25 protein-coding genes and 1 pseudogene are annotated in these 26,120 nt (G+C 38.2%); 6 read left to right on the top strand and 20 right to left on the bottom strand.

The window, feature by feature from the left end; genetic code table 11:
- Positions 1 to 92: 92 nt before the first annotated feature.
- The 8 genes from ACQ5H4_RS06370 to gltB all read right to left on the bottom strand — a co-directional run bounded on the left by ACQ5H4_RS06370 (position 93) and on the right by gltB (position 11,750).
- Positions 93 to 1,343: an MFS transporter gene (locus ACQ5H4_RS06370; protein WP_430774129.1), complete on the bottom strand. Its 1,251-nt coding sequence runs from the start codon at positions 1,341 to 1,343 to the stop codon at positions 93 to 95.
- Positions 1,344 to 1,447: 104 nt separating this feature from the next.
- Positions 1,448 to 1,747: a hypothetical protein gene (locus ACQ5H4_RS06365; protein ID WP_430774128.1), complete on the bottom strand. Its 300-nt coding sequence runs from the start codon at positions 1,745 to 1,747 to the stop codon at positions 1,448 to 1,450.
- 234 nt (positions 1,748 to 1,981) lie between these two features.
- On the bottom strand, positions 1,982 to 2,338 hold the full coding sequence (locus tag ACQ5H4_RS06360) for a hypothetical protein (protein WP_430774127.1): 357 nt from the start codon (positions 2,336 to 2,338) through the stop codon (positions 1,982 to 1,984).
- Positions 2,339 to 2,507: 169 nt separating this feature from the next.
- Positions 2,508 to 4,886 carry a beta-glucosidase gene (locus ACQ5H4_RS06355; RefSeq protein WP_430774126.1) on the bottom strand — a complete coding sequence of 793 codons (2,379 nt, stop codon included), beginning with the start codon at positions 4,884 to 4,886 and terminating at the stop codon, positions 2,508 to 2,510.
- 245 nt (positions 4,887 to 5,131) lie between these two features.
- Positions 5,132 to 5,257, bottom strand: coding sequence for a hypothetical protein (locus ACQ5H4_RS06350; protein WP_430774125.1), 126 nt, complete (start codon positions 5,255 to 5,257; stop codon positions 5,132 to 5,134).
- A 28-nt stretch (positions 5,258 to 5,285) separates the two neighbouring features.
- Entirely contained in the window at positions 5,286 to 5,558 is a 273-nt protein-coding gene (locus tag ACQ5H4_RS06345) for an HU family DNA-binding protein (RefSeq protein ID WP_430774124.1), read from the bottom strand.
- A 166-nt stretch (positions 5,559 to 5,724) separates the two neighbouring features.
- The gene (gene gltD / locus ACQ5H4_RS06340; RefSeq protein ID WP_430774123.1) at positions 5,725 to 7,191 is read right to left on the bottom strand and encodes a glutamate synthase small subunit; all 1,467 of its coding nucleotides are present in this window, start codon (positions 7,189 to 7,191) and stop codon (positions 5,725 to 5,727) included.
- A gap of 17 nt (positions 7,192 to 7,208) precedes the next feature.
- Entirely contained in the window at positions 7,209 to 11,750 is a 4,542-nt protein-coding gene (gene gltB, locus ACQ5H4_RS06335; protein WP_430774122.1) for a glutamate synthase large subunit, read from the bottom strand.
- Positions 11,751 to 11,881: 131 nt separating this feature from the next.
- On the opposite strand from gltB, the gene gltC reads away from it, so the two are divergent.
- Positions 11,882 to 12,784, top strand: a complete 903-nt coding sequence (gene gltC / locus ACQ5H4_RS06330; RefSeq protein ID WP_430774121.1) for a glutamate biosynthesis transcriptional regulator GltC — start codon at positions 11,882 to 11,884, stop codon at positions 12,782 to 12,784.
- A gap of 78 nt (positions 12,785 to 12,862) precedes the next feature.
- Here the strand turns inward: gltC and ACQ5H4_RS06325 are convergent, their stop codons facing one another.
- The 3 genes from ACQ5H4_RS06325 to ACQ5H4_RS06315 form a co-directional block, all read right to left on the bottom strand.
- On the bottom strand, positions 12,863 to 13,009 hold the full coding sequence (locus tag ACQ5H4_RS06325; RefSeq protein ID WP_430774120.1) for a hypothetical protein: 147 nt from the start codon (positions 13,007 to 13,009) through the stop codon (positions 12,863 to 12,865).
- A gap of 128 nt (positions 13,010 to 13,137) precedes the next feature.
- The gene (locus tag ACQ5H4_RS06320) at positions 13,138 to 13,680 is read right to left on the bottom strand and encodes a hypothetical protein (protein WP_430774119.1); all 543 of its coding nucleotides are present in this window, start codon (positions 13,678 to 13,680) and stop codon (positions 13,138 to 13,140) included.
- Between the two features lie 151 nt (positions 13,681 to 13,831).
- Positions 13,832 to 14,896, bottom strand: coding sequence for a PrsW family glutamic-type intramembrane protease (locus ACQ5H4_RS06315; protein ID WP_430774118.1), 1,065 nt, complete (start codon positions 14,894 to 14,896; stop codon positions 13,832 to 13,834).
- A 339-nt stretch (positions 14,897 to 15,235) separates the two neighbouring features.
- On the opposite strand from ACQ5H4_RS06315, the gene ACQ5H4_RS06310 reads away from it, so the two are divergent.
- Positions 15,236 to 15,382, top strand: coding sequence for a hypothetical protein (locus ACQ5H4_RS06310; protein ID WP_430774117.1), 147 nt, complete (start codon positions 15,236 to 15,238; stop codon positions 15,380 to 15,382).
- Positions 15,383 to 15,473: 91 nt separating this feature from the next.
- On the opposite strand, the gene ACQ5H4_RS06305 is transcribed toward ACQ5H4_RS06310, so the two are convergent.
- Positions 15,474 to 16,010 carry a CueP family metal-binding protein gene (locus ACQ5H4_RS06305; protein WP_430774116.1) on the bottom strand — a complete coding sequence of 179 codons (537 nt, stop codon included), beginning with the start codon at positions 16,008 to 16,010 and terminating at the stop codon, positions 15,474 to 15,476.
- A 267-nt stretch (positions 16,011 to 16,277) separates the two neighbouring features.
- Between ACQ5H4_RS06305 and ACQ5H4_RS06300 the strand changes: the two genes are divergently transcribed.
- A complete protein-coding gene (locus tag ACQ5H4_RS06300; protein WP_430774115.1) occupies positions 16,278 to 17,372 on the top strand; it encodes an alpha-helical endospore appendage domain-containing protein in 1,095 nt (364 codons plus the stop codon).
- A gap of 153 nt (positions 17,373 to 17,525) precedes the next feature.
- Here the strand turns inward: ACQ5H4_RS06300 and ACQ5H4_RS06295 are convergent, their stop codons facing one another.
- The 8 genes and pseudogenes from ACQ5H4_RS06295 to ACQ5H4_RS06260 form a co-directional block, all read right to left on the bottom strand.
- Positions 17,526 to 18,179 (bottom strand): vWA domain-containing protein, encoded by a 654-nt coding sequence (locus ACQ5H4_RS06295; protein ID WP_430774114.1) that lies wholly within the window; start codon positions 18,177 to 18,179, stop codon positions 17,526 to 17,528.
- A gap of 80 nt (positions 18,180 to 18,259) precedes the next feature.
- Complete coding sequence (locus ACQ5H4_RS06290) at positions 18,260 to 19,273, bottom strand: macro domain-containing protein (protein WP_430774113.1); 1,014 nt, start codon at positions 19,271 to 19,273, stop codon at positions 18,260 to 18,262.
- Positions 19,274 to 19,340: 67 nt separating this feature from the next.
- A complete protein-coding gene (locus ACQ5H4_RS06285) occupies positions 19,341 to 19,589 on the bottom strand; it encodes a hypothetical protein (RefSeq protein ID WP_430774112.1) in 249 nt (82 codons plus the stop codon).
- A 257-nt stretch (positions 19,590 to 19,846) separates the two neighbouring features.
- Positions 19,847 to 20,305 carry a DinB family protein gene (locus tag ACQ5H4_RS06280; RefSeq protein WP_430774111.1) on the bottom strand — a complete coding sequence of 153 codons (459 nt, stop codon included), beginning with the start codon at positions 20,303 to 20,305 and terminating at the stop codon, positions 19,847 to 19,849.
- 378 nt (positions 20,306 to 20,683) lie between these two features.
- Positions 20,684 to 21,787 (bottom strand): 5-methyltetrahydropteroyltriglutamate--homocysteine S-methyltransferase, encoded by a 1,104-nt coding sequence (locus ACQ5H4_RS06275; RefSeq protein ID WP_430774110.1) that lies wholly within the window; start codon positions 21,785 to 21,787, stop codon positions 20,684 to 20,686.
- A gap of 304 nt (positions 21,788 to 22,091) precedes the next feature.
- Complete coding sequence (locus tag ACQ5H4_RS06270) at positions 22,092 to 22,679, bottom strand: CBO0543 family protein (protein WP_430774109.1); 588 nt, start codon at positions 22,677 to 22,679, stop codon at positions 22,092 to 22,094.
- A 106-nt stretch (positions 22,680 to 22,785) separates the two neighbouring features.
- Positions 22,786 to 23,259: pseudogene (locus ACQ5H4_RS06265) on the bottom strand (NUDIX domain-containing protein).
- Positions 23,260 to 23,332: 73 nt separating this feature from the next.
- The gene (locus ACQ5H4_RS06260; protein WP_430774108.1) at positions 23,333 to 23,506 is read right to left on the bottom strand and encodes a Fe3+ hydroxamate ABC transporter substrate-binding protein; all 174 of its coding nucleotides are present in this window, start codon (positions 23,504 to 23,506) and stop codon (positions 23,333 to 23,335) included.
- A gap of 253 nt (positions 23,507 to 23,759) precedes the next feature.
- Between ACQ5H4_RS06260 and ACQ5H4_RS06255 the strand changes: the two genes are divergently transcribed.
- The 3 genes from ACQ5H4_RS06255 (at position 23,760) to ACQ5H4_RS06245 (ending at position 26,097) form a co-directional block, all read left to right on the top strand.
- Positions 23,760 to 24,320, top strand: coding sequence for a hypothetical protein (locus tag ACQ5H4_RS06255; protein WP_430774366.1), 561 nt, complete (start codon positions 23,760 to 23,762; stop codon positions 24,318 to 24,320).
- Between the two features lie 540 nt (positions 24,321 to 24,860).
- The gene (locus ACQ5H4_RS06250; RefSeq protein WP_430774107.1) at positions 24,861 to 25,625 is read left to right on the top strand and encodes a hypothetical protein; all 765 of its coding nucleotides are present in this window, start codon (positions 24,861 to 24,863) and stop codon (positions 25,623 to 25,625) included.
- Between the two features lie 16 nt (positions 25,626 to 25,641).
- Positions 25,642 to 26,097: a hypothetical protein gene (locus ACQ5H4_RS06245; protein WP_430774106.1), complete on the top strand. Its 456-nt coding sequence runs from the start codon at positions 25,642 to 25,644 to the stop codon at positions 26,095 to 26,097.
- Positions 26,098 to 26,120 lie beyond the last annotated feature (23 nt).

Raw genomic sequence — 26,120 nt, 5'->3', positions numbered from 1 at the left:
GGGTTATGATTTGATAGGTTATTTCTAATGTTTCTCCACAAAACTGAACCACTTAGCTAAAACACTCTTAGCCTTTTTCTTATAGGATTTTCCTATTTTGCCAGTTCCTCTACTACGGGCTTCCCCGTTTCGAGTAAAACTTTATTCGCTCCTAAGAAAAAGGAAAGGATAAAAATCAATATTCCCGTTCCAACCAATAGCCATTCCACCTTGATCACGTCTGCCATAGGGCCGAAAATCAGCATTCCGATTGGCATCATCGAAGTAGAAATCATCCCAAATACACCGAAAATCCTTCCTAAATACCCTTCATCTACCTTCTCCTGTAATAAAACCGTGGTTGGAGTATTGAAGATCGGCATAGCAATTCCGAATATAGCCATGAACAGTAAATACACCCAGAAAACCGGTACAATCCCTAGGGCAAGAGTACAGATCCCCATCAAAAGGCTTGCAAATGTCATGGTATGAATTTTGTTTGGAAAACCGCCCCAAGAGGCAATGAGCCCACCTCCCACCATCATCCCAACCGAAAATGCTATTTCAATGGCCGTTAGTCGCCAAACATCGTCGCCAAAACTTCGTGTGACTTGAAGCGGAGTCAAAAAAGCGGCCGGCGCCATCAAGATAAAAAATACGCCAAAGAACAGAAAAAACTGTTTCAAAAATGGGTTACTTTTAATATACGTGACACCGAACTTAAAATCCTCGAAATAGCTAGTTGCTTGTTGATCAATTGCTTTCTCATGAGCTGAGATTTTAAGGAAGACTAGTAAGGTGAATATGGCAATCACTGCCGTTATCACATCAATAAAGAAAATCACTTCAAGTGTAGCCATAGTTAATAAAGCGGCACTCACCATGGGAGCGACAAACATAATGACTGCATGAAGACTCCCGTTTATTCCGTTCACCTTTGTCAGGGTTTCCTTTGGAACGATTTGAGGCAAGATCGCTGCCACTGCGGGAGTTTGGATGCCCGTTCCTATAGCACGGATCGCTGCCATTAGGAAGAGTAACCAAACGGCATCATAACCTGTTAAAAAGACAATGGCTAAGATTAATGTGGCTGTGGCAATTAACCCATCTGATAAAATGATCAGGATTTTTCGGTTATAACGGTCCGCCCACACTCCAGCAAATGGCGATAAAATAAAAGTTGGAATGAAGCCACATATGATAAATAGGGTCATCATCATTCCAGACTCTGTGTGTAATGTGATCTGCCACATCATCGCATATTGAACCAAGGCTGATCCAAAAAGAGAGATGGTCTGACTGCTTAAAAATAATATTATGTTCTTTTTCCAATTTTCCGTTCTGTTCGCTTTTACTGAGTTCATCTTTTCACACCTTATCTAGTTAAATTACACTTTTATCTACCTGAATTCCCCAGTAAATTTAAGTCGGTATTGTTTACATTAGAATATTATAGATATTTTAATCTTCAATCAAACCTAGTCGTCTCAAATCCATCCAAAATATCTTCTAATTCCGTTAAAAAGGTGATATAAACAGGACCAGGAATTCTTTCAGCAAAGCTTTTAATTTCTGGTAATTCCTCTGCTTCCTCAACCGTTTCAGGCTTCTCATCCAGACCGTTCCACCATACCTTTAATTCATCAAAAAATGCATAAAAGTATCGTTCAAATCTCTCAGCCCATTCTGCTCCTTCATCGCCTTCCGTCTTCTGCATCATGGACCAAGCTTCAAGGGCGGTGTCGAAGTACAGGTTCATTTTTTCCATATAAACACTCCTCACTTGTTAGCAAAAACAAATCATTCGATAGTTTCTTTACTTGAGTTTATAATACTTTGTAAGTTTTGGTAAACTTATATTAAAAATATTGTAGGTGTACAAAAATAAAAAATTGTATAAAATAGAACCCTTTGATTACTAGTAGAGTCCAGAGGGTTCTTTATAAAATATGGAATTTAGCCACTTAGAGGTTATAGAAAAAGTGGGTCTAGGTAATGAGGGTTATTGCTTCTCGTTTATAATCTCAAGTACATGTTGATGTTGTTTTTGAACCGAAGATATGTGTTTGATTTCACTGCTTAACTCTGTTTTTACTTCGTCAAGCTTTTTCATCATTGTCCCATAATAAAAAGCTACTTCTTTTCTCATCTCCGCTTGCTCTTCTTTTAATCCAACAAGTTCTTTTCTCGTCTCTGCTTGCTCTTCTTTTAATCCACCAAGTTCTTTTCTCATCTCTGCCTGCTCTGCTTTCATCTCTGCTTGCTCAGTCTTGATGTCATGTATATCTTTTCTCATGTCTAGTTGGCTGTTTTCAACCACTTGGAGTTTATCAAGTATTTGTTGTAGGATTTGTTCCATCTTTCTCACCTCCCTTTCATTTAATTTCATTATACTTCACTAAAATGTTTTATACCATTGGCCTGGTGGTTTATTCATTCCATCTAAAAAAATAGAGACCCCCTGGGAGGTCTCCGAAAATTAGTATTTACTTTTAGATTTTCCCTCTATATTAATTTCACTGGTTATACTATCTTTGTGACAATCTCTCGAATTCAACCTGCGGAGCTAGGACGTTACTTACTTTTTCAACGACCATCGTTTTATCCACCTTGAATACCGCCGATCCTTTAATATCTTCAGAAGAAGCGCCTATATTTACTTTATAGGTTCCCTTTTCAAGAATCCAGGAGGAGGACTCTTCATCAAAGGAAGCTAAGTCTTTTGCATTGAGTACAAAGGTAATTTCTTCTTTTTCTCCAGGTTTTAATTCTTTTGTTTTCGCAAAATCTTTTAATTCTAGTTCAGGTTTTTCAAGCTTTCCGTCCGGAGCGTTCACATAGAGTTGAACAGCTTCTCTTCCGGATGTCTTTCCGGTGTTTTTCACTGTGACAGTCACTTTGATTTCTCCATCGAATTTCTTTCCTTCTGTAACTTTTATGCCACTGTAATTGAATTTTGTATACGACAATCCATAACCGAACTCATAAGCAGGCTCGACGTCAAAGGTTGTATTATATCTGTATCCAACATAGATATCCTCTTCATAAGGGAAACCGTCTGCTGATCCAGGGAAACGGTCTGCGTAAGGAAGATCTTCATAGTCTTTCGGGAAGGTCTGAGCCAATTTTCCGGAAGGATTGACTTCCCCAGTAAGGACGTCTGCCACCGCATTTCCAAGTTCTTGTCCCGGCTGCCAAGAAAGCAGGATTCCATCTACTTGATCCTTCCAGCTTTCGGTTTCAATTGGACCTTCAACCGTTAACACAGCAATCACTTTTTTGCCCTGCGCTCGGTAAGCCTTTGATACTTGCTCGACCATTTTCTTCTGAGAATCAGAGAGATAGAAGTCTTCTTTTGCCCGATCGTTCGCATAGGAGCCTGGAGCAGTTCCGATAACCACGATTCCTACATCTGTATTCTTGGCTGCTTCAATAACGTCTTCACTGATATCCATTTCAGGTAGCTTCGGTCCGACCGAGCCGAATGTTCCAGGTGTGCCTTTGTATTCGTCTAAGGCCCTCATCTTCGCAACATATTGGTCATTCTTTTGAATCAATTCTTCATTGAGTGTAAAGCCGGCATTACGGAGTCCTTCAGCCACCCCTACATGGTAAGGTGCATAGACGAGGGCGCTTCCTCTGCCACCCGTATTGATTTCACTCACAGGTACCCCAAATAAGGAAACACTTTGCTTATTGCTAATTGGCAAGGCGGCTTTATTGTTTTCCAGAAGTACCATTCCGTCTGCCGCTGCTTTTCTTGAAATCTTGGCATTTTCCGTGAGATTTGGTTTATTTGTAGCCGTTTCTCCTTTGAATGTTCGAGTATTGACCACTATTTTTAGAATTTCCTTAATATTTCGGTCAAGGATAGCCTCATCAAGGATCCCGCTATTCACAGCATCTATGATTCTTTGTGACTGGGCGGCACTCCCAGGCATCAATAGATTTGTCCCAGCTTCCATTTGCTTAGCAATATCTCTCAGGCCAAACTCCCAGTCTGTCATAGCAAACCCTGTAAACTCAAAATCATTCCTTAACACATCGGTTAAGAGCTCTTTATTTTCAGTCGCGTACGTTCCATTGATCATGTTATACGAATCCATGATCGACCATGGATCAGATTCTTTTACTGTAATTTCGAAACCTTTTAGATAAATTTCTCTAAGTGCGCGCTGGCTAACGACCATATTTCCATTGTTGTTTGTCCGCTGATTAAAGGCGGCAAAATGTTTGATTGCTGTTCCCACTCCATTATCTTCGACCCCGTTAACAAACGAACTAGCCATTTCTCCCGTAACGACAGGGTCTTCGGAAAAGTATTCAAAGTTTCTGCCGTTAAGAAGGTAACTTTGAATATTCATTCCTGGTGCAAGCAGAAGGTCAATTCCGAAAGCCTTCAATTCCTGGCTCGTCGCCTCGCCGACCTTCTTTGCTAACTCCTTGTCCCAGGAGGCACCAAGAACGGTTGGAGAAGGGAACTTAGTAGCATAATAGGTATTGCTGTCATTTTCCCTTGTCGGAGAGATCCGAACTCCCATTGGTCCATCTGCCATGACAATAGCCGGAATGCCCAAACGTTCAATCTCCTGTGTCTGACCGGCTGCCCCCGGTACCTTAGTAGACTGACCGCCGATGACTTCTCCGTTTTCCGCTACCAAACCACCTTTATTCCCCCCTACAACCATAAATGCTTTTTCCTGAAGTGTCATCGCAGCAATAACTGCATCAATTGATTTTTCATCCACTAGTTTGGGTGTTGCTGCGATGACGGAAGATTGAACCGTATTCGAATTATTCTCTGCTGCACTAATCGGTATGGTTGAGATTCCCGATAACGCGATCGTTGATACCATGGCCAATGCTAATAACTTTTTTCTTTTGTTTTTCTTGAGCTTTTTTAACATGTTTCCCCCACACACCCTTCTTCTTTTCAAAGTTTAATTAAAGCGCTTACATTAATATTAAATAAAATCAGAATATTCCGCTGATTATTGTTCTGTATTTTTTTAGTTGTATCTGTAATTATTTATTATTATTGTTTTTATTATTTAGTAACTAGTTCTATCTATTCACTACTAAATCATCAGGCAATGGAAGGATGAATATAACAAAAAACCTCTAGCCAAAGGTAGAGGTTGGATTCGAACGATTATGTTGTGATCGTATAAGAGGTTTTCTCCTTTTTCTGTAAAAGAACAGCCGTGATAACGATAATCCCCTTAAATGCTTCTCTTAAAAATGGTGGCACACCAAAAAGATTGAGGAGATTAATCATCAACAGTGTTTTCCCTGTGTGGTTACTTTTATTTCAAGGCGTCTTTAAACTCAGTACAAGGACTAAAAACGGCATATCTGGTTGCTGGAATCGTTATCTCTTCCCCCGTTTTCGGGTTTCTTCCTCTTCTCTCCGTTCGTTCACGCGTTTCAAAGCTTCCAAAGCCTAATAATTGTACCTGTTCACCAGTTGCTAATGAGGAGGAAATTCGATCTATTATAATGTTTACTACTTTTCTTGAGTGTTTTTTCGGCATGTCACATTTTTTAGCTATCGAGTAGATTAAATCTGTTTTGTTCATATGATGTACCTCTATTAATCATGTTCTAGCAATTCTAAAATTGCTTACTGATAGTTTTAACATAAGCGAATTCCATAATGCAAGGAATTAGTAGTTTATTAGATTAACTGATTACAGGAATGATAGAAAAAAATAGGCTGCCAAAGCAGCCTACCTGTTTACGATTTTACACCATCAAGTATTTGTGGACTTCACTAGCCACTTCTCTACCTTCGTTGATTGCCCAAACGATCAGACTTTGTCCTCTTCTTGCATCACCTGCAGCAAATACGCCTTCAACGTTTGTTTTGTAATCACCTTTAGCAGCTTTAATCTTTTGATTAACCGATTCTACTCCGAATTGGCTTAACAGAGGCATTTCTGTTCCCTCAAAGCCGATCGCGATAAACACAAACTGAGCTGGCCACACCTTTTCCGTACCTGGAATTTCTTTAAAATAGAAACGTCCGTTCTCATCTTTTAGTTTTTCCATTTGAATCGTGTGGAGCTCTTTCAAATTTCCATTCTCATCAGAAATGATTTTTGTTGTTTGAATGGAATATTGACGTGGATCTTCGCCAAATTTTGCTTTTGCTTCTTTATACGCATAATCCATCGTAAACACATTGGGATATGCAGGCCATAAGTTATCAGACGTACGTTCAGATGGCAATTGTGGATGCTTACCAAATTGAACAACACTGCGGCATTTTTGACGAAGAGCAGTTGCCACACAGTCGGCACCAGTATCTCCACCACCGATCACGATGACATCTTTGCCTTCCACGTCGATGAAATTCCCGTCTTCAAAATTTGAATCTAATAGACTTTTCGTCGCAAGTGTTAAATAATCCATCGCAAAGTGAATGCCCTTTGCTTCACGGCCTTCAATGACTAAATCGCGTTGTCTTTGTGCTCCTGTACAAAGGATGACCGAATCGAATTGTGCTTGAAGTTCAGACGCTTGAATGTCCTTCCCCACTTCAGTATTCGTTACAAAGTCAATTCCTTCTTGTGTTAATAAACGAATGCGGCGTTCAACCACTTCTTTTTCAAGCTTCATGTTTGGAATTCCATACATGAGCAAGCCTCCTGGACGGTCTGCACGTTCAAATACAGTCACCGAGTGGCCGGCTTGATTCAGCTGGTCCGCTGCTGCTAAACCAGCAGGGCCCGAACCGATGATTGCCACTTTCTTTCCAGAGCGAGAAGCAGGAATACGAGGAGTAATCCAGCCGTTTTCAAAACCTTTATCAATGATCGCTTGTTCAATATTTTTGATCGTAACTGCCGGGTCGTACAGGGCCACTGTACAAGAACCTTCACATGGTGCCGGACAAACTCTTCCCGTAAACTCAGGGAAATTATTTGTTTTTAACAGGCGATCGAGCGCTTCTTTCCAACGCCCTTTATACACAAGATCATTCCACTCAGGAATCAGATTATGAATTGGACACCCAGAAGTAGCTCCCCCAATCTCCATACCGATATGACAGAAGGGAGTGGCGCAGTCCATACAGCGCGCCCCCTGTGTGCTTAATTTCTCATCTGAAATAGGAAGTTTATGTTCTTTCCAATCGTTTAGTCTTTGTAATGGATCTCTTTCTGCTGCTTTTTCGCGAGCATATTCCATAAATCCTGTTGCTTTTCCCATTTTTTTACTCCCCTTTCTTAGCGGATGGCAGCTTCCTGCTGTTTCGATGGTTTTGATGTTGCTCCGGAATTCGCTAAAAAGGCGCTCATGACGGCTTCTTCTTCCGATAACCCTGCTAGTTTTTGCTCGTCGATCAAAGTGATCATTCGTTTGTAATCTTTTGGAATGACTTTGACAAATTTTCTGACACATTTTGCCCAGTCTTCTAGAATACAACTCGCCTTCACACTCTCTGTGTAGCGGTAATGGTTTTGTATTAATGTTTTTAGCTCATCCTGTTCAGCAGGAGAAGATACTGCTTCAAATTCAATCAATTCTTGGTTGGTTAGATTTTTAAATACTTCCTCGTTCTCTGTATATACATAGGCAATTCCACCGGACATACCAGCTCCGAAGTTTTTCCCTACATCGCCTAAAATAACGACACGTCCACCTGTCATATATTCACAGCCATGGTCGCCAATTCCTTCTACGACTACATGTACGCCACTATTACGAACAGCAAAACGTTCTCCGGCACGTCCGTTAATATAGGCTTCACCGCTAGTAGCTCCAATGAAGGCAACATTTCCTGCGATTACATTTTCACCTGAAGCGAATTTTGTATGTTCATCCGCTTTCACGACGATTTTTCCACCAGAAAGACCTTTTCCAACATAATCATTCGCATCACCCGTTAATTCAAGTGTCATTCCCTTCGGTACAAACGCACCAAAGCTTTGACCAGCCGATCCGTCAAACTTTAACGTAATCGTATCTTCTGGAAGACCCACTTCACCATAACGTTTTGAGATTTCACTTCCAACAATCGTACCCGCTACGCGATTCACGTTTGTAATTGGGAAGCTTGCTACTACTGGTGTTCCGTCTTTTAATGCTCTTTGAACAGCCGGTAAGATGTGTTTTATATCAAGACTTTCGTCAATTCGATGATTTTGTGGATGTTTAAAGGTTGTTGCTCCTTCAGGCTTGTGCAGTAGTGCTGTTAAATCTAAATGCTGTGCCTTCCAGTGTGATTTAGCGCGATCACTTACCGTTAACACATCGGTACGCCCAACCATTTCTTCCACTGTTCTAAAGCCAAGCTCCGCCATCATCTCACGAACTTCCTGTGCCACAAAGCGCATGTAGTTCACGATATAATCTGCTTCACCTGTGAACTTTTTACGAAGCTCTGGATTTTGAGTAGCGATCCCAACCGGACATGTATCCAAATGACACACACGCATCATGACACAGCCAAGAACTACTAATGGTGCAGTAGCAAAGCCGAATTCCTCGGCACCAAGTAAAGCAGCCATTACTACATCTTTACCTGTCATTAACTTTCCGTCTGTCTCAAGTACCACACGGTCACGCAATCCATTTAACATAAGCGTTTGATGTGCCTCTGCTAATCCAAGTTCCCAAGGTAATCCAGCGTGCTGAATACTTGTTTTTGGTGATGCACCTGTTCCGCCGTCGTATCCGCTAATGACGATCACGTCCGCTACCGCTTTTGCCACCCCAGCAGCAATCGTTCCAACTCCGCCCTTCGATACAAGCTTCACACTAATGCGAGCTTGACGATTAGCATTTTTCAAATCATGAATCAGCTGAGCCAAATCTTCAATCGAGTAGATGTCATGATGTGGTGGAGGTGAAATTAAGCTCACACCAGGTGTTGAACCACGAACATCTGCTACCCATGGATACACCTTTTTACCCATTAATTGTCCGCCTTCACCAGGCTTCGCTCCTTGAGCCATTTTAATTTGCAGCTCTTCAGCATTCACCAGATAATGACTTTTTACGCCAAAACGACCAGAAGCAATTTGCTTAATCTTACTTCCTCGGTTGTCACCATTTTCATCAGGTACAAATCGGCTAGCGTCTTCTCCGCCTTCACCGCTATTGCTTTTTCCACCTAAACGGTTCATGGCAATTGCTAAGGTTTCGTGTGCTTCCTTACTAATGGATCCAAAGCTCATCGCGCCTGTTTTAAAACGGCGAACGATTGAGTCCACGCTTTCTACCTCTTCAATAGGTAATGGTTGTCTAGAACCATTGAAAGAGAATAGGTTACGTAAAAATCCTAGTCTTTCTTCATTGGCAAGTGTCGAATATTTTTTAAATAGTTCATAATCGCCGTTGCGGCAAGCCCATTGCAACGTGTGAATCGTTCCTGGATTAAAGGCATGGTGTTCGCCGTCATGTCTCCATTGGAAGTTACTTCCAGATTCTAACGTATCATCTGTTAATGGAGAGTAAGCTTCTGCGTGACGCAGCTTCGCCTCTTCCGCGATCGTATCTAAGCCAATTCCTCCAAGCTGTGAAACCGTTCCAGTGAAGTAACGGTCGATCACATCAGAGCTGATTCCAACCGCTTCAAAAATTTGAGCCCCGCGGTAACTTTGCACCGTTGAAATCCCCATTTTTGACATAACCTTCACGACGCCTTCATTCATAGAAACAATGTACTTTTTCACCGCTTCTTGGTATGTGAATGGTAATGATCCTTCAGAAACGGCTTGCTGATAAATCGAGAACGCAAGATAAGGGTTAATCGCGTCCACTCCATATCCGATCAACACAGCAAAGTGATGAACTTCTCTTACTTCCCCAGATTCCACAATAATACTTGCCTTCGTACGTAATCCTTCACGAATCAAATGCTGATGAAGGGCACTCACTGCAAGCAAAGATGGAATCGCAATCGTAGTTTCATTTATATGACGGTCAGATAGAATTAGTAAGCTCGCTCCACCTGCAATCGCTTCTTCTGCTTGACGGCAAATATCTTTCAGACTGCTTTCTAAATCGTCCTCGAACACCATGTTAATAACAGCAGTTTTGAACTCTTTTCCATCTTTTAATGTTTCTAGCTGGCTGTTTGTCAAAATCGGAGTTTCTAACTGAATGCGACGACAATTTTCTGCTGATGGATGAAGCAAATTCCCTTCTGCTCCTAAATAAGAAACCGTTGAAGTAACAATGGCTTCACGAATCGCATCAATCGGAGGATTCGTTACTTGCGCGAATAATTGTTTAAAGTAGTTAAACAAATTCTGCGGCTTATCAGATAAGACTGCTAGTGGCATATCATTCCCCATCGCTCCAAGTGGATCTTTGCCTTCACTCACTGCTGGAATAATGTATTTTTGAATATCTTCATACGTATATCCAAAAGCTTTTTGACGAACGATAAAATCTTCTGGAACTTCTCCTTCAGACTCTACACTATCTTCCAATCGAACAAGCTCTTCATTTAACCATTGCTGATAAGGCTGGGCTTGAGCCATCTCAGATTTAACTTCCTCATCTGAAATAATACGTCCTTCTTCTAAATCAATTAAAAGCATTTTCCCTGGTTGAAGGCGCTCTTTATATAACACCTTTTCCGGTTCTACATCGATGACACCAACCTCAGATGAGAAAATAATATAATCATCTTCCGTTACATAATAACGAGCTGGTCGAAGTCCATTCCGGTCTAAGATCGCACCGATCTGTTTTCCGTCTGTAAACGAAATCGCTGATGGTCCGTCCCATGGCTCCATTAATGAGCTGTGATATTCATAAAAAGCTCTCTTTTCGTCTGTGATGTGCGGATTATTAGACCACGGCTCAGGCACCAACATCATGGCAGCATGCGCTGGCTTTCTGCCGGCAAGAACCATGAATTCAAGCGCATTGTCTAAAATCGACGAGTCACTTCCATCTGTATCAAGGATCGGCAATACTTTTTCTAAATCAGATCCAAATGCTTCAGAAATGAATTGTGTTTCACGTGCCTTCATCCAATGAATATTTCCTTGAAGCGTATTGATTTCACCATTGTGAATCAAATAACGGTTTGGATGTGCTCTTTCCCAGCTTGGGAATGTATTTGTACTAAAGCGTGAATGCACTAAAGCGAACGCCGACACAAAGCTCTCATCCTGTAAATCCAAATAGAATTGATCCACTTGTTCAGGAGTTAATAGTCCCTTATAAACAATCGTTCTGCTTGAAAAGCTTGCAAAATAAAAACGATAGTCAGAACCCTTTGCCCAGTTTTCTGCTTGTTTACGAATCACGTATAATTTTCTTTCAAACGCTAGTGAATCACCTTCGTTGTCCCCTACAAATACCTGGCGAACAACCGGACAGCTTTCCTGTGCGGTAACTCCGATTTTTCCTGCATCGACTGGAACATTTCTCCAGCCTAGCACCGTTTGACCTTCTTGTTCGATACATTTATTAATATAAGCTTCTATTTCTTCCCGTTCTTTGTCATCCTTTGAGAAAAATAGCATTCCTACACCGTACTTCCCTTTTTCAGGTAAGTTCATGTCAGAACATACTTGTCTGAAAAACAGATCCGGTATTTGAACCATTAGTCCCGCGCCATCACCTGTTAACGGGTCACTTCCCTGTCCTCCGCGATGATCTAATTGACAAAGCATTGATAGTCCTTTTGCCACTATATCATGTGTGGCGTTCCCTTTTATGTGAGCGTATAAGCCGATTCCACATGCATCATGTTCAAATTCAGGACGGTAGAGACCTTGTGCTTTTGGTAGTTGATGATATGTCATATTCTTCTCTCCCTGCCGATTGTTGTCGAAAAATTCATATAACAACATTTTATGTTTTCAAAATCATATAAACAATATATAATTTATATTAAATTAATCGTAAATCAATATGAGTGGGAGGACAATCAAAAATGGAGCTTCGACAATTGCGATATTTTATAGAAGTAGCTGAACGAGAACATATGACCGAAGCAGCCGATAATTTAAATGTCGCCCAATCAGCAGTGAGCTATCAAATAACCAAGCTTGAAGAGGAGCTAGGGGTAAAACTACTTGAACGAGTGGGTAGAAACATTAAGGTCACACAGATTGGATATATCTTTTTGAAATATGTCAAAAGTTCCTTAAAAAAGTTGGATGAAGCAAAAGAAAAAATAGATGAATATCTTGATCCACAAGCAGGCACGATTAAAATCGGCTATCCAACCAGCCTCGCCCGATATTGGCTTCCAACGGTGATTTCTGCCTATAAGAATGATTTCCCAAATGTATCCTTCCATCTGCGTCAAGGATCTTATGCGAACTTAATTGATGCCGTAAAAAACGGGGAAATTGATTTAGCGTTTCTTGGCCCAGTTCCAACAAATGACCCAGACTTAGACACGAAGATTTTATTTATGGAAAACATCGTGGCCTTGATTCCTTCACTACATCCGTTGGCTGAGAAAAAAAGGATTCCTTTAAGTGATTTGCGCTCAGACAAGTTCGTTTTATTTCCTAAAGGATATGTTCTTCGCAAACTTGCCGTGGAAGCATGTCGCGAAGCAGGCTTTGAACCGGAAATTACGTCCGAAGGTGAGGACATGGACGCACTAAAAGGATTGGTTTCTGCTGGAATTGGGGTCAGTCTCTTACCTGAGAGCACGTTTTATGACTCTACTCCCCGGTTTACTGTTAAAGTACCGATTGAGACACCTAAAGCAATGCGTACGGTTGGGGTGATTATACCGAAGCACCGGGACCTCGCTCCGGCTGAGAGGAATTTTTATCAGTTTCTTATTGAATTTTTTAATAGGTTGGAACAATATAAATAGAAGTTTATTAAAAAAAGCTGGCCGAAATGATATTTGGCCAGTACTTTTTTTGTTCTAGAGGGACATCTATCATAAACTTTAAACAGATAACACTGTGTTTGTTTCTTCTTCACTCAATTGGAAACTATTGATAATCTCCATTAAGAAAGACTTCTTCTCTTCAGTAGTTAAATCCGCTGCACTTTCAAATATAGTAGATGTTGCTGCCTGATTATCTACTAGCATATTTTCATCCAACACTTCCATTACAATATTAAAAACAGACTCAACATCCTCATCTGTTGAAACGTCAACTCCTGTTAGTGCCTCTTGTAGTTTGAGTAAAGTAGATTCGGCATTGTCCTCTGAAGAAGTTAATAGTTGAGAATAGTTGAAAGTAAATTGCTATTTTCTTCATTAGATAATGTTGAAGTCACTCCCTCCATAATTTCGATTGGTGGTAGGTCATGAGGTTCTTTCGGAGGTCGAGACTCTTTAAATATATTTGTGACATTGGTGAAAAGGCTTTCGATTTCTTCATCTTTTGCAGACGTTAAATCAACCCCTGCTAGCGTTTCCTTCAATGTAGAAATAGTAGAGGCTCCTTTACTTGCTGATTCACTCTCTTCAGATTCTAAATTTCTTGTGCTAAGTCTTTCTATCATTCTAGATAAATATGAACTCATTTCTTCGGTTGTCAGTGGTTCGGTACGTATGGTATTGGTGTAGTTTCCTGAAGGTAGAATCGTTGTATTTGCGGTAGAAGACAAGTTGGCTAACGCTTCTGCACTAATCATGAGGGAATCTGAATTGACCCCTAATAGGTTGTTGTTTGACTGAAGGTTTTGTACTTTGTTAGCCGTTTGGTTTTTAACCATGTAATTGGAATAACCGTTTGTTGAAATTGAAATGGACAATGAATTTCCTCCTGCTCTATATCTGTTTTAAGACCATCCTTGTCCATTTTCAGATTTAAAGCTTAAAATAAGCTTAAAATCGTTTACAGAAACAGAAATTCTTAATAAAAATACTGATTTCTAAGATGAAATCAGCATTTTTTATTAAGAATTACTTAGAAGACATTAATTTTCTCTCGCCTATCTCTTTCAAACCAGCACGAATGAACAAAAAAACAGCAAGCCATGACATAGCCATTAAGATGACATGTCCAAAGGGAAACATTCCAGGAATCGATGTGTCCCATAAAGCGTGTATCCCCACTACTAAAATAAACACTTGTAAAAATTGATAATGAAATAGCATGTTAAATTGAAAAGGTTGGTCCTTTTGTACTCTACAGAACGCAGCACCGGTCAAAGCCGCCCACGCAACATGCCCACCAGGAGCATAGAAGCCTCTCAATAGGATCGTTCCATACAGACTGACTGCATCTCCCGAAAGCAGTGCTCTAAGTGCGTACCCTGCTGTTTCAAAAGCGGCAAAACCTGCCCCGACTGCAGCACCGATAAGCAAACCGTTTAAAATATATTTGTACCTTCTGTAGTGAACAAACGTAATAACGATGATGGTTTTGGCAAGCTCTTCAATGATTCCAATGGTAATCGGATTGATGGTTTTCTTCAGAATGTCGAAAAACACGAGTGCAATTAACATGGAGAGAATACCGCCAACTAACACCACATAGATCACACGGTAAATTGCAATGTTCTGCGGTACATTCATCTCCCAGAAGAAAATTAACGTGGTCAACGGAACCCCAAATGCACCAACAATGATCAGGCCCGGAAGAAAGTTTGCATTTCCAAAGTAACTCGCACCTACGTAAAATCCCGCAAAAACTAGTAGTGCAATAATGAATAACCTCGCAAATAGCCAAGGTTTGGGCCATGTATCTTTTACTTCCGATATTTTTGGTGTAGTAAGTGCTGTTCCCACAATAAACAAGCGTTCCGCTTCTAGTTCACTATGATCAGCAAAAACACGGGAAAAGATATTGACAAATTTTGGTTCAACCGACCGTTCCACCTTTGGTACCACATTTACATAATTAGCAAACTCATAAAAAAAGCTGCTTTCATCCTGTGGTGTATTCATTTTAAGGAACTTTTCGCCACAGCTTAAGCAGAACTTCGAACCAGTTGGATTGGCGTAATCACATTGTGAACATTTCAAAAAGTCCCACCTCTATCAATTGATGTAGCATGATTAATGGAAAAATAGCTTGAACGGGAAAAACGATAACAAAAAGAGTATGTCCCAGAATAGGAGAATTATTTATTTTTTTACACAATAAAGTTACCAAATTTATGACAGGTGATACGTAAAGACAAAAGCGAAAAAATGATTAGAATACATAAATTTTTTGAAGAATTTCATCATCACCATAAAGAATACGCAGATTTTGGTTAGAGCCTCGATTCCAATGATTCTCAGAAGTAGTATATCCCTAAATGCACAACATAATATGGCTTAAGACTTTCCCAATAATAAACATATAAAGGAGGAACTTTTTTGCAACAGAACCAACAGTCTAAAAATATTATGAGACCAGAATACGCTGGTACAGATGCACACAAAGTGAAAGAAGAAATACAAAAAGATGTAAGTCAAGGGAAAGGTGCAATGACTTCCAGAGAGGCAGGAGCCATGCAGGATTAAAACACACGGAAGATGTCTTAATAGAAACGGAAAGAGCAGAGGATTATCCTCTGCTCTCTAATTTTCAGTGCGAAGTATCAAATTTTGTGACTTAGTATAACTGCATCGTTGTAATACAAGTACCATCATTCTCAAAAGTAGATATTTCGGATTTTACTATTTTTCCATCATGTTCAATTTTCACTTTATAGGTTTGATCACGCCGAAGCCATAAATCGAAAAAACCATTACTTTGAGAGAGTACTTCTTCATTTAAAACGACATTGCCGTCCATATCTTCGATAAATACATCAAACGTTTCTTCAACTAGTTCACCTTGACAACCTGTCAAGCTATGATTCGTTCAAGGATGGGTTTCATTCACGTAAGGAGCAATTGAAACGAAAAATTCATCTTCGGGCAAGTCATAGATTTCCTCATCTCCGTTACTTTTCTTCACAATCAGATGTTCAGAAGTAATCGAAGCAGATTCGTTTTTAATGGTGCCTAAACTATAATCACGCACCAATTCTTTAATCTGTTCAAGCTCTTTTTCTTTTAAAGAAGCTTCCTCATTTGTGCCAGCTTTATTACATCCAACTAATACCGCTATGGTTAGTAGAATCGCTAGATAGTTACTGATCTTCAATGATTGTTTCACTCCCTTGTTTCTTTCTACACGTTTGATTATACCATCCTACTTTCTTTTATAGATATTTACTCCTGTATTTGACACAATATATCCAACTTTTAAGCAGAAATATTCACCCACTGATCACTTAAAGTTCATTCGGATGAAATGTTTTATAATAAAACTTAATGAATTAACAAAAATACCGTATAAGTAGGACAAGCGCCGTTCAATATTTTTATAAATTGAATACTTTATAGTAATAAATTCGAAAGGGTGTTTACTATGACCAATAGTCAAAATGATGAGCCTATTCAAATCAACCAATTACAAAGTTCAACTCTAATCAATGTCATTGGATCAATTGCAACTGAAGAAATTGGTTTGCGGAATTTAATCTTGTCAGAGGTTAATAAAATACAAGCGGCCGTTGAGGTTGAAAGTGTTACAATAAACGATTTGATAAGAATTAACCGCTCTGTAACCAGAACAATGAAAAATGTATTATTGAAAAACGTTATATTAGAAAGAAAACTTCGTGATGTACTAAATACATTGAGACAACAAGATGTAGGATCTTATTCGGTACAACAATTACTAATTGAATTTGCCAATATTATTGGTAGTATATTTAATGAAGAAAATGCACTAGCTGATTTAATTGATGCAGAAGCAACAAAGATAAATACCGCTCTTCCAATTGCCACTTCTGTAGAGGAATTATTAGAGTTGGATCAAAGTGTAAGGGCCCTCATAAAAATAATCGTTCAGAAAAACTTTGTGTTACAACGGAAACTCCGAGATGTTATTCAGTTTATCGAATTTCTAATTTCAGTAGGGGTTGTTTTACCGGTCACCATTGTAAATGTTATCAATAACTTAATATTATTAATTAATGCTATAAGCAATGAAGAAACAAGTTTGGCTACTCTAATTGATAGTGAAGCTCAAAAAATAAATAGAGCCGGCAATTTTGGACCTACGACGGCCCAAAGATTCGAAATGAATAATAGTGTAAGTAGTATTTTTGACGCAATCGTTCAGAAAAACATTATCTTAGAAGCAAAACTAGAAGATGTTCTTTTCTTATTACGACAAGTTGAATTAAATGAAACTCAAATTCTACAAATCGAAACAAACTTGAGCAATATTATAAATTCAATCGCATCTGAAGAGGAAGCCATGGGTAATCTAATTGTCTTAGTATCATTTAGCTTAAACTCTTCAATTAGCAATATTTCAAACATGTCTACAGATATTATTAACGATTTAATTCAAGCCAACGAGAACACCAATAATCTCATCGAATCAATCACTTTAAAGAATATGGTATTGGAAGCTAAGCTGGAAGAGGCTCTTGATTTTATTAACAATTTGTAATGTAAAATGAATAACCGCTCCTAACTATGTCTAACTCTAAGAAATTAGTAAAAACCTAAAATCAGTAGGGACTTAGTCTCAGATTTCTCCTTTGTCCCTACCCCGGAAAAATTTATATAAGGTTATGCAAAAAACGACAATTTTAGAACTTCCCTAATTCTTTCTCAATCGCCCCTGATAATCCCTCTCAATCCCTTCTTTCCAGCTCCGATCAATGTTCTTCCCGCTTCGAACCTTCACTACGGCCTCGCTTACCATCTCATAATTTAATTTTGTTCCAAGGTTGTCGGCATGGTAGTCTACCGCGAAGTCTTCATCAATTCCAAACTGTGCAGCCGTTGAAATGGCATCGATATTCGCCCCTAGAAAGATGAAGTCCCATCCATATTTTTCTTTTTGATGTTTGATCATCTTCTTGATTTGTTCAGGGGTAAATTCCCGACTGGCATTTTCCATGCCATCTGTTGTGATGACGAATAGGACCTTATCAGCGCGCTCTTCTTTACTTGTGTATTTTTGGACATTACCGATTTTTTGTATGGAAAAACCGATGGCATCGAGTAAGGCTGTCGTTCCCCCTACCTCATAGTCACGTTCGGTGATGGGAGATATGCCTCTTACATTGATTCGATCATGTAAGAGTTCATACTGATGATTGAATAATACAGTTGTTACGAAAGCTTCTCCTTCCGCTTTTCTTTGCTTAATTAGCATCGAATTGTATCCACCGATTGTGTCTGTTTCAAGCCCTGCCATTGACCCACTTTTGTCTAGGATAAACACTACTTCTGTTACATGCTTTTTCATTCTTAGAATCCTCCACTTCATGATTTATATATGAAGGATATCAAGTTTAGAAAAAGAAAAGGTCGCTTCGAAAGCGACCTTTACGCACCTAGTAACGGTTGATCAAAAGCAAATAGTGCTTCATTGATTTCGTGAATATTATAATTGCCTTGTTGGATAAAAAATTCAATTATAACATCTAATTTACTGCTCCTCGACAATGTATATCCGGCTGCTGACAGCAAATCGTTGGTTTCGTGTACATTGAGATGCAAAGAAATGGATAAGGCAAGGGCTGTTTTTTTGGTAGGAGTGTAATCTACTTTATTACGTATTTTTGAAAATAAGCGTCGATCCATATTCGCCCTTCTATAGGTCTCCACATCCGTCATCCCTCTTTCATCAATCAGGCGAAGTAATCGTTCCGAAAAAGATTCATCAAGTTCATCTACGAGATGCGCTAGACTATTTTCTAGTAGGGGCTCGTTCTTTTTTTCGTAAAAATCTTCTGGTAAAGTCACAGACTCTTGCAATTGTTCAAATATGTAGCGGTCTTGTCGGCGATGAAAAGTCAGTTCTACTTCTTCCACATAATGTTCATCAATATATTCATAGATAGATGAGAAAAGCTTTTGGCTTAACATAAAGGAAGTTCTGTCAAACACGACTAAATAAACAAGCATGTCATGATGTAAGAGAAATTGACTAATGGTAGAAACAGCCATTTGTAAGGCCTTTTCTTTTGGATATCCGTAGATCCCTGTCGAAATGAGTGGAAAGGCAATGGATTTACATTGATATTTCTTAGCTAACTTTAGAGAATGTTCATATGAATTCTTTAGCAGCTTGGATTCTTGATGAACCCCCCCTTTCCAAATGGGCCCTGGCGTATGTATGATATATTTTGCCGGTAACCTAAATCCTTCTGTAAGGACTGCTTCTCCAACGGAACATCTTCCTAAAACATCACAGGCTAGTGATAACTCTTTCACACCAGCGGCACGAAAAATCGCCCCACAAACGCCTCCACCCATTTTTAATTCGGTATTTGCAGCATTTACAATCGCATCAACCTTCATCTTTGTCAGATCGTTGCGGACTATTTCTAATGGCATGAAAGTAGCCTCCTTCCATTTATTTAAAAAAGAAGCATTAGTTACTTCATTATAAGACAAACTTCAATTAATTATATATTTCCTGGAAAAATTCTCTCTGCACTTTCTTGATTACCGCAAAACCTTGATCTTCGACCTTACCAACAATTTCCGAAGTGGATAAGGAGTGAGGTTTGAATTCAATAACTATCTTTCCCTTTGGAGAATACCCTTTAAAGGAAATTACCCCCACTAATCCCTCCACTTCTTTCTGAATGGATGATAACTTATCTAAACAGCAGATTCCTAGAACATATAAAGTTACTTGATATAACATTATTTCACACCACCCTTGAATTATTAGAAAGAAATGAATCTCTGTTTTCACAAAATTTTTAAAAAAGCCCTGAAAGCATTAAACTTACAAGGCAGTTACTGTAAAAATGTGAGGGATGCATTTCTACAAGACTCTAATTAATGGACTTTACTCGGGTCTATTTATAGTTTTTTCTCCCTATTGTTGTACCTCCTTTTATGTTAATAGCTATATTCTATACCTTTCTTTTAAAAAGGGATTTGATTAGAATCAAATTTTCACAGAATTTCTTTCTTTATCTTTCGAATCTGCTCCACATGGTTTTGGATATGTTCTATCGAGTGTTCGAACAACTCTTTAAACGTAAATTCTCCTTCTATATTGTGGGTACCTACGCGCAAAAAATCATTCTCGCCTAGATTAGTTAAAATAGGGACAAAACTGTTAATCATAGCATCTAACAATGAAATATACAGCTGATGATCAAGGGATTGTGTTTGCAATTTAGATGTCCATGCATCTTGATCAAAGGCAGTCAGTATGGGATTATTTTCTGATAAAACGGACTTCATTCGATGAACATGTACTAACTCTGCATCCGTAACATGTATGACGATTTCTCTTATACTCCAGCTATTCTCAGATGGTTTATATAAGATTTGCTCTTGTGTTAACCCTTCAATTTCTGTAACCATTTTGTTGTAACTTTCTTTATACTCATCAATTAAATGTTTCATCAATATATCCTCCTCAAATTTGGAAATGCACCATTAGTTGCCGTTTCTCTAATCACTCTAAACCCTTTGAGATTACCCGAATCAAAGCATTTTTTGATAACAGGGAATCCACTCTTTTTATGTTGTTAATTATATCTCAACATGATATGATTTTAAATAACAAAGCATCTTAATACGATATAAACAAGGAGGGGTTAAAATGTGGGAACTCTTGTATCCTACTAGTATATCGGGAATAATATTATTCTTGATCGGTTCATTCTTGACTGTAAATTCTTACATCGACAATTACAGGTCCAAGCATAGATAAGATGAACTAAATGCCCTTTCCGATATTATAAAATAACGAACACCCGCCAAAAGGTGTTCGTTTAAATCTTATCCCCAGATCTCTTTAGAAATATCTACAATGTATTTCAGCTTCGCCCACTGCTCTTCCTCTGTTAAAATATTTCCATGATGCGTAGAAGCAAATCCGCATTGAGGACTGATACATAATTGTTCTAATGGCACATATTTTGTCGCCTCTTCTATACGTGCTTTAATATTTTCCTTATCTTCTAATTCCCCATGTTTTGAGGTGAATACACCTAGCACGACTTGTGCTCCACCATTTGGGATGTATTCCAAGGGTCCGAAATCACCTGAACGATCATCATCATATTCTAAGAAAAACCCATTCACTTTTTCTTTTGCAAATAAGGTTGGGGCAATTTTTGCGTAACTACCTTCAAAGGCCCATTTTGAACGGTAGTTTCCACGGCAAAGGTGAGTGGTTACAATGAGATCTTCCGGTTTGTTTTCTAATACTCCGTTCACCACACGTAGAGCTAAATCTATCAATTCCTCGCGAGAATACCCACTATCATTAAAGGGAATGTTCGGTGCATTGAGACCCGCAATGTATACATCATCTAATTGTAAGTAACGGCAGCCTGCATCATAAAACGCTTTGATGGCATCACGATAAGTTTGAATCACATCATTTGTAAATTCTTCAAGGTCTGGATAAATGTCTAGATTCCGAATACCGGCATTAAATAATTGGTTTGGACTTGGGATCGTTTGTTTCGCCACCGCACGGTCCCCAACGATTTCTTTAAATTCGATAAATTCTTTGATATGAGGGTGATTTGGATTAAACGAGATTTTCCCGGTCACACGCACATCGTATCTTTCCGTTTCCTCCCCTTTGAAGGCAAAACCATGGTCCGGAACATATCCCTCTACCCCATGTAAATGTTCAAGAAAATCAGTATGCCAAAATCTACGACGAAATTCTCCATCTGTAACCGCTTGTAGCCCGACTTCAATTTGCTTGTCAACGATGTGTTTAATCTCTTCCGTTTCAATCTCGTGTAGTTCTTGTGCAGTAAGATGGCCTGCTTGGAAATTTCTTCTTGCCTGATGAATTCTCTCTGGTCGTAATAAGCTACCTACATGATCCGCTCGAAATGGTGCTTTAACTAGTGTTTTTGTCATAAATGCTCTCCCTCTTTCTTTTAAATACTCTTAATTTTCTGATCTAAGGTAAGTGTAGCATAGGATAATCACTATAACGTAACACTATATATCTATCTCTTGTTATAACTTTTAGCTATAACTGACGTATGGACCTGTTCCAGCAAAAAAGTGGAAGTCCTACGCAAGAATATTTTCCATGAACTTCCTGCTTTCACATCTAGTATAGAAGAAAATAAAATAATCGCCTCAAATGAAGCGATTAAGAAAGTCTATTCCCGTTGTAATTCTTTATATATGGAAATCAATAACACCTATTGAATTACTACCCTCGGTACAAACTAAATTTTGATGTTTTCTTCAAAAAGATAAATAGGTCTGTGATCCATTTTGAAATAAGAGCAACAACAGCATAACCTATAAATAGAATGAAGAAATTTTCTTTCTTACGAAAATGGAATAGACCAATTCCCACCAAAAGTGGTTTAAATATAAAGGCTAAAGTTAGGCATAGAACTGTTATCCATATGTAATAATTTTTCCCTTTATTTAATGTATACTGATAAAGCATCATGTAGATTACTGGTACTAATGAAGCATCAAGTGTCAAACTTGCTGGGATAAAAGGGTGAAGTTTATAAGGATATATCCATTGCCCATTACTCGTTCCTATTATATCCGTATAGGTGAAAAATACATGAACGCTATATCCATAAAAGCCAATTTGGAATATTTTTCTTCGGTCAATAAATAAGATGACTATGATCAATGGAAATATAAACATAGCGAGGGCAACCCAAAATTGCCAGGTGAAAAAATGAGAATATGTCTCCCAATATTCTATCCATCCAGTGTTCTGATTTATCTCGGCATTCATGATTTTATCAAGCAAGTCTAATTGTTCATTTTTCACCTATGCACCGTCCTTTTTAATTATTATTTTGAATAGCAGGAGATTTATACTCTATATAGGAGGCGAAAAAAAAAGGCTGCATTAAGCAGCTGTATGTACCAGTCGATCAAACGTATTCTTCTAAGCAATGTTCTTCAATTATCTCTAAAGTTTTTTTATTTTCCATGTAGTTAATGATATGTTCACTGATGTTTGGGTACAAAACAACATTCTTTAAATCAGTTAGCTTAACCCATTTGACACCAGTCTGATTTGGATCTGGATTAGTTGGGAATCTCGGACTTGAGCCTTTTTTCATTTTACATTCAAACATTAAACTCAGTGAGTGCGTTTTTCCGTATCTATTAGAGTTGAGGTGTGGTGCATACTCGTAAACAAATGCTAATGGACCAACTTCTACATCAATAGACGCTTCTTCGAGTACTTCTCTTTGAACAGCCTCTATAATCGTTTCGTTCGGTTCAACATCACCTGCTGGCAAATTATAATGTAGACCGTTTTCGTCAATAAATTCAATTAAGAGAATCGAATCATCTTGTATTATTACTGCACCTGCTCTAACTCAAATGTGATAAGACAATGTTTATCCCACACCTTTCCCAGATCTCTTCAATGTCCTTTATAACATCGACCTTCAATAGTCGGATAGTTGATTAATAAGGTTTCTTATTAAAACAATCTTCACAAATTAATTGTCCCTCATTTCGTAAAAAGGCCGTTATCTCCGTCATACCTTTTCTCTCTGGGTAACGCATTTTCACATAAACTACTTCATTTCCTTTTATTTCTTTATTGCAATTTGAGCATTGAGGTTTTACTCTAAACATTCATGCACCTCCCAAAATATTCCTATATTTAATTACTACGAACTACTATGTAAAAAGTTCCCTTTCACAACACTCTCCGTTTGTTTAGAACTGATCTTAAATAAATTATCCTCTGCTTTTACCGTATTTTTGCATAAAAAGAAAGTCCTTGGCTAATTTAATAACATGTGATTGAAGCAGGAAATTGGAAAGGCTCCCCGTAACTCGGATATTGTAGCTTTTCAGCTTAAAATGAGGTGTTAGTGTGCCAGTTATGCAATATTGGAAGGAAATAAACGAGTCGAGTAAGAGTGTTACCTCTTTAATGTATTCTTATTGGCATGAGCATTCTGACTGGGGAAACTGGCAGTTCTGGGTCTTACTACTCTGCTTACTAGTTCCACTGGTTGTGCTTCTGATTAAGCTTGACCGAAATAGAACTTTTAAAATTCTTTTCTTTGGTTATACCGTACATATGTTATGGACCTATACAGATCTAGCACTTATAAGACAAGGTTATATTGACCATTATTATTTCCTCATGCCCTTTTTGCCACAAGCTTTTGGGATAACAGCATCCATTTTACCTGTATCCTTTATGCTTCTTTATCAATATTGTACAAATCAAGAAAAACCTTTCATTTTATGGACGGCTGGACTTAGTGCATTATTTGCTTTTGGTTTTGCACCTATTGAGATTTTAGTAGGTCTTGTCTCCATCACAAAGGGGCTTACCATTGTTCACCTATTCTTTTTAGATTTTACCATTTCAATGATTGCTTATGGGATGGCGCAGTATATTATAAACCATTATAAGAAAAGACAATCGGCTTGAGAAAGCCCGGAACGTTAATTTTAGAAAGAGCACCACGAGGTAAGGTGCTCCTGCAATCACAAACGATATCATTTGTTAAATAACTTGTTCATCATCTTCACAAATTCTTAGAGTTCATCATACGTTTATTTCCTCTTTTAAAATTCCCTGTTATCTTTGCCAAATATAAGCTGCACTGCTTTTACATTTTCAGCTATTTTAATTTTTTCTAAAATTGTTTCAGTATCTTTCCCTTTTTAATAATTTTACTTGTTTTCCATAATAATCGATAGAACAGTATTATTTTTAGTAATTTTGTAGCTAAATGGAGCTTCGTCTAATCGATTTCTTTTATCGATATCGCCCACTTTGTTATCAAATTTAATTGAACGTTGTCTGACTAGGAATTTATTAGTAGGGAAAGTTAAAAACGGAGTATTTTAGAAACAGAAAATGGAAAAATATAGAGAAATTGAGTAAGAATAAATCAGTTCATATAAGGGGTTAAATTTACAGTTATCCTTATCGAATATGCAAAGACCAGCGAGGTAGAATTATATTATGAATCAAATCCCCCCCTACCGAAGACAAAGGGCTTTTTTATCTCAATTAACAACGGGTCAAATTCATTTAAAAAACCCATGGGTTGTAGCTTTTTTTTCGTTTTCTTATCCAGGATTCGGGCATCTAATGCACCACCGGTATGCTGCTGCCTTTATTTTGATTTTATGGGAAACATTCATCAATCAAATGGCTAATGTAAACCTTGGTATCCTATATTCATTATTAGGTAACTTTGACAAAGCAAAAGAAGTATTAGATGAACGCTGGTTAATGCTATATGTGTCTATTTATATGTTTGGTATATGGGATAGTTATCGTACAACCATCGATTTAAATAAACAATATATATTAGCAGACCGAGAAGATGCACCTATTTTACCTATTAAAATGGGTACTTGGGACATGAACTATTTAGATAAACGGAAACCATGGGTTGCCTTAGTATGGTCAGTTCTATTCCCAGGTCTTGGGCATCTTTACCTTCATAATGTCATATCTGGTTTTTTCATTTTTATTTATACTGTAGCAATATGTTATTTTGGACATATTCTGCATGCCATCCACCTTTCAATGTTGGGGAATTTTGTACAAGCTAAAGAGGTCCTTAATATGCAATGGACACTATACTTTCCATCGATATACCTTTTTGTCGTTTATGATTCTTATGTTTCGGCAGTTGAGCACAACAAACTATTTGAAAAAGAAATGTCCTTATTCTTACGAAATAAATACCAAAATAAGAATTTTAAACCTCCCATATAAAAGGAGTGTGAAAATTTTGTTTGTCATTGCTACCTTTGAAAATTCAATTATTATTGAATTAACTATAACGGAATTGGAACAAAATGAAATCACAAATGATAAGATCTTAGCAGTACCACTTGATAAAAAAATGGAACCTGGACAACTGTTTGATACGATTCATAAAGCAGATGGATTTAGTTTGTTTGATGGTGCCGCCATATTAGGTACATGTTTGATGCTATTAGGAGCGATATATGGCTATGTCTTAGAATGGGGTCCCATTATATGGGGCATTATCGGCGCAGTTAGCGGTTTACTTATAGGATTTTTAATAAAAATGTTATTAATAAAAAGAACTAAAAGCGAAACAAAATCTTTTTCATCAGAAATTGTTTTAATGATACGGTGCGAACAGCATCAGTGGCATATAGTTGAAAACATTTTATGGAAAAATGGAGCACTAGGAATTTCTAAAATAAGACATCTGTAATGTTACCTATAAAAAGAGATCTG

Source organism: Bacillus coreaensis (assembly GCF_050586445.1).
Taxonomy (GTDB): Bacteria; Bacillota; Bacilli; order Bacillales; family Cytobacillaceae; genus Robertmurraya_A; species Robertmurraya_A coreaensis.
Note: the sequence above shows the minus strand (reverse complement) of the source record. Positions and strands in the feature narration are given on the sequence as shown.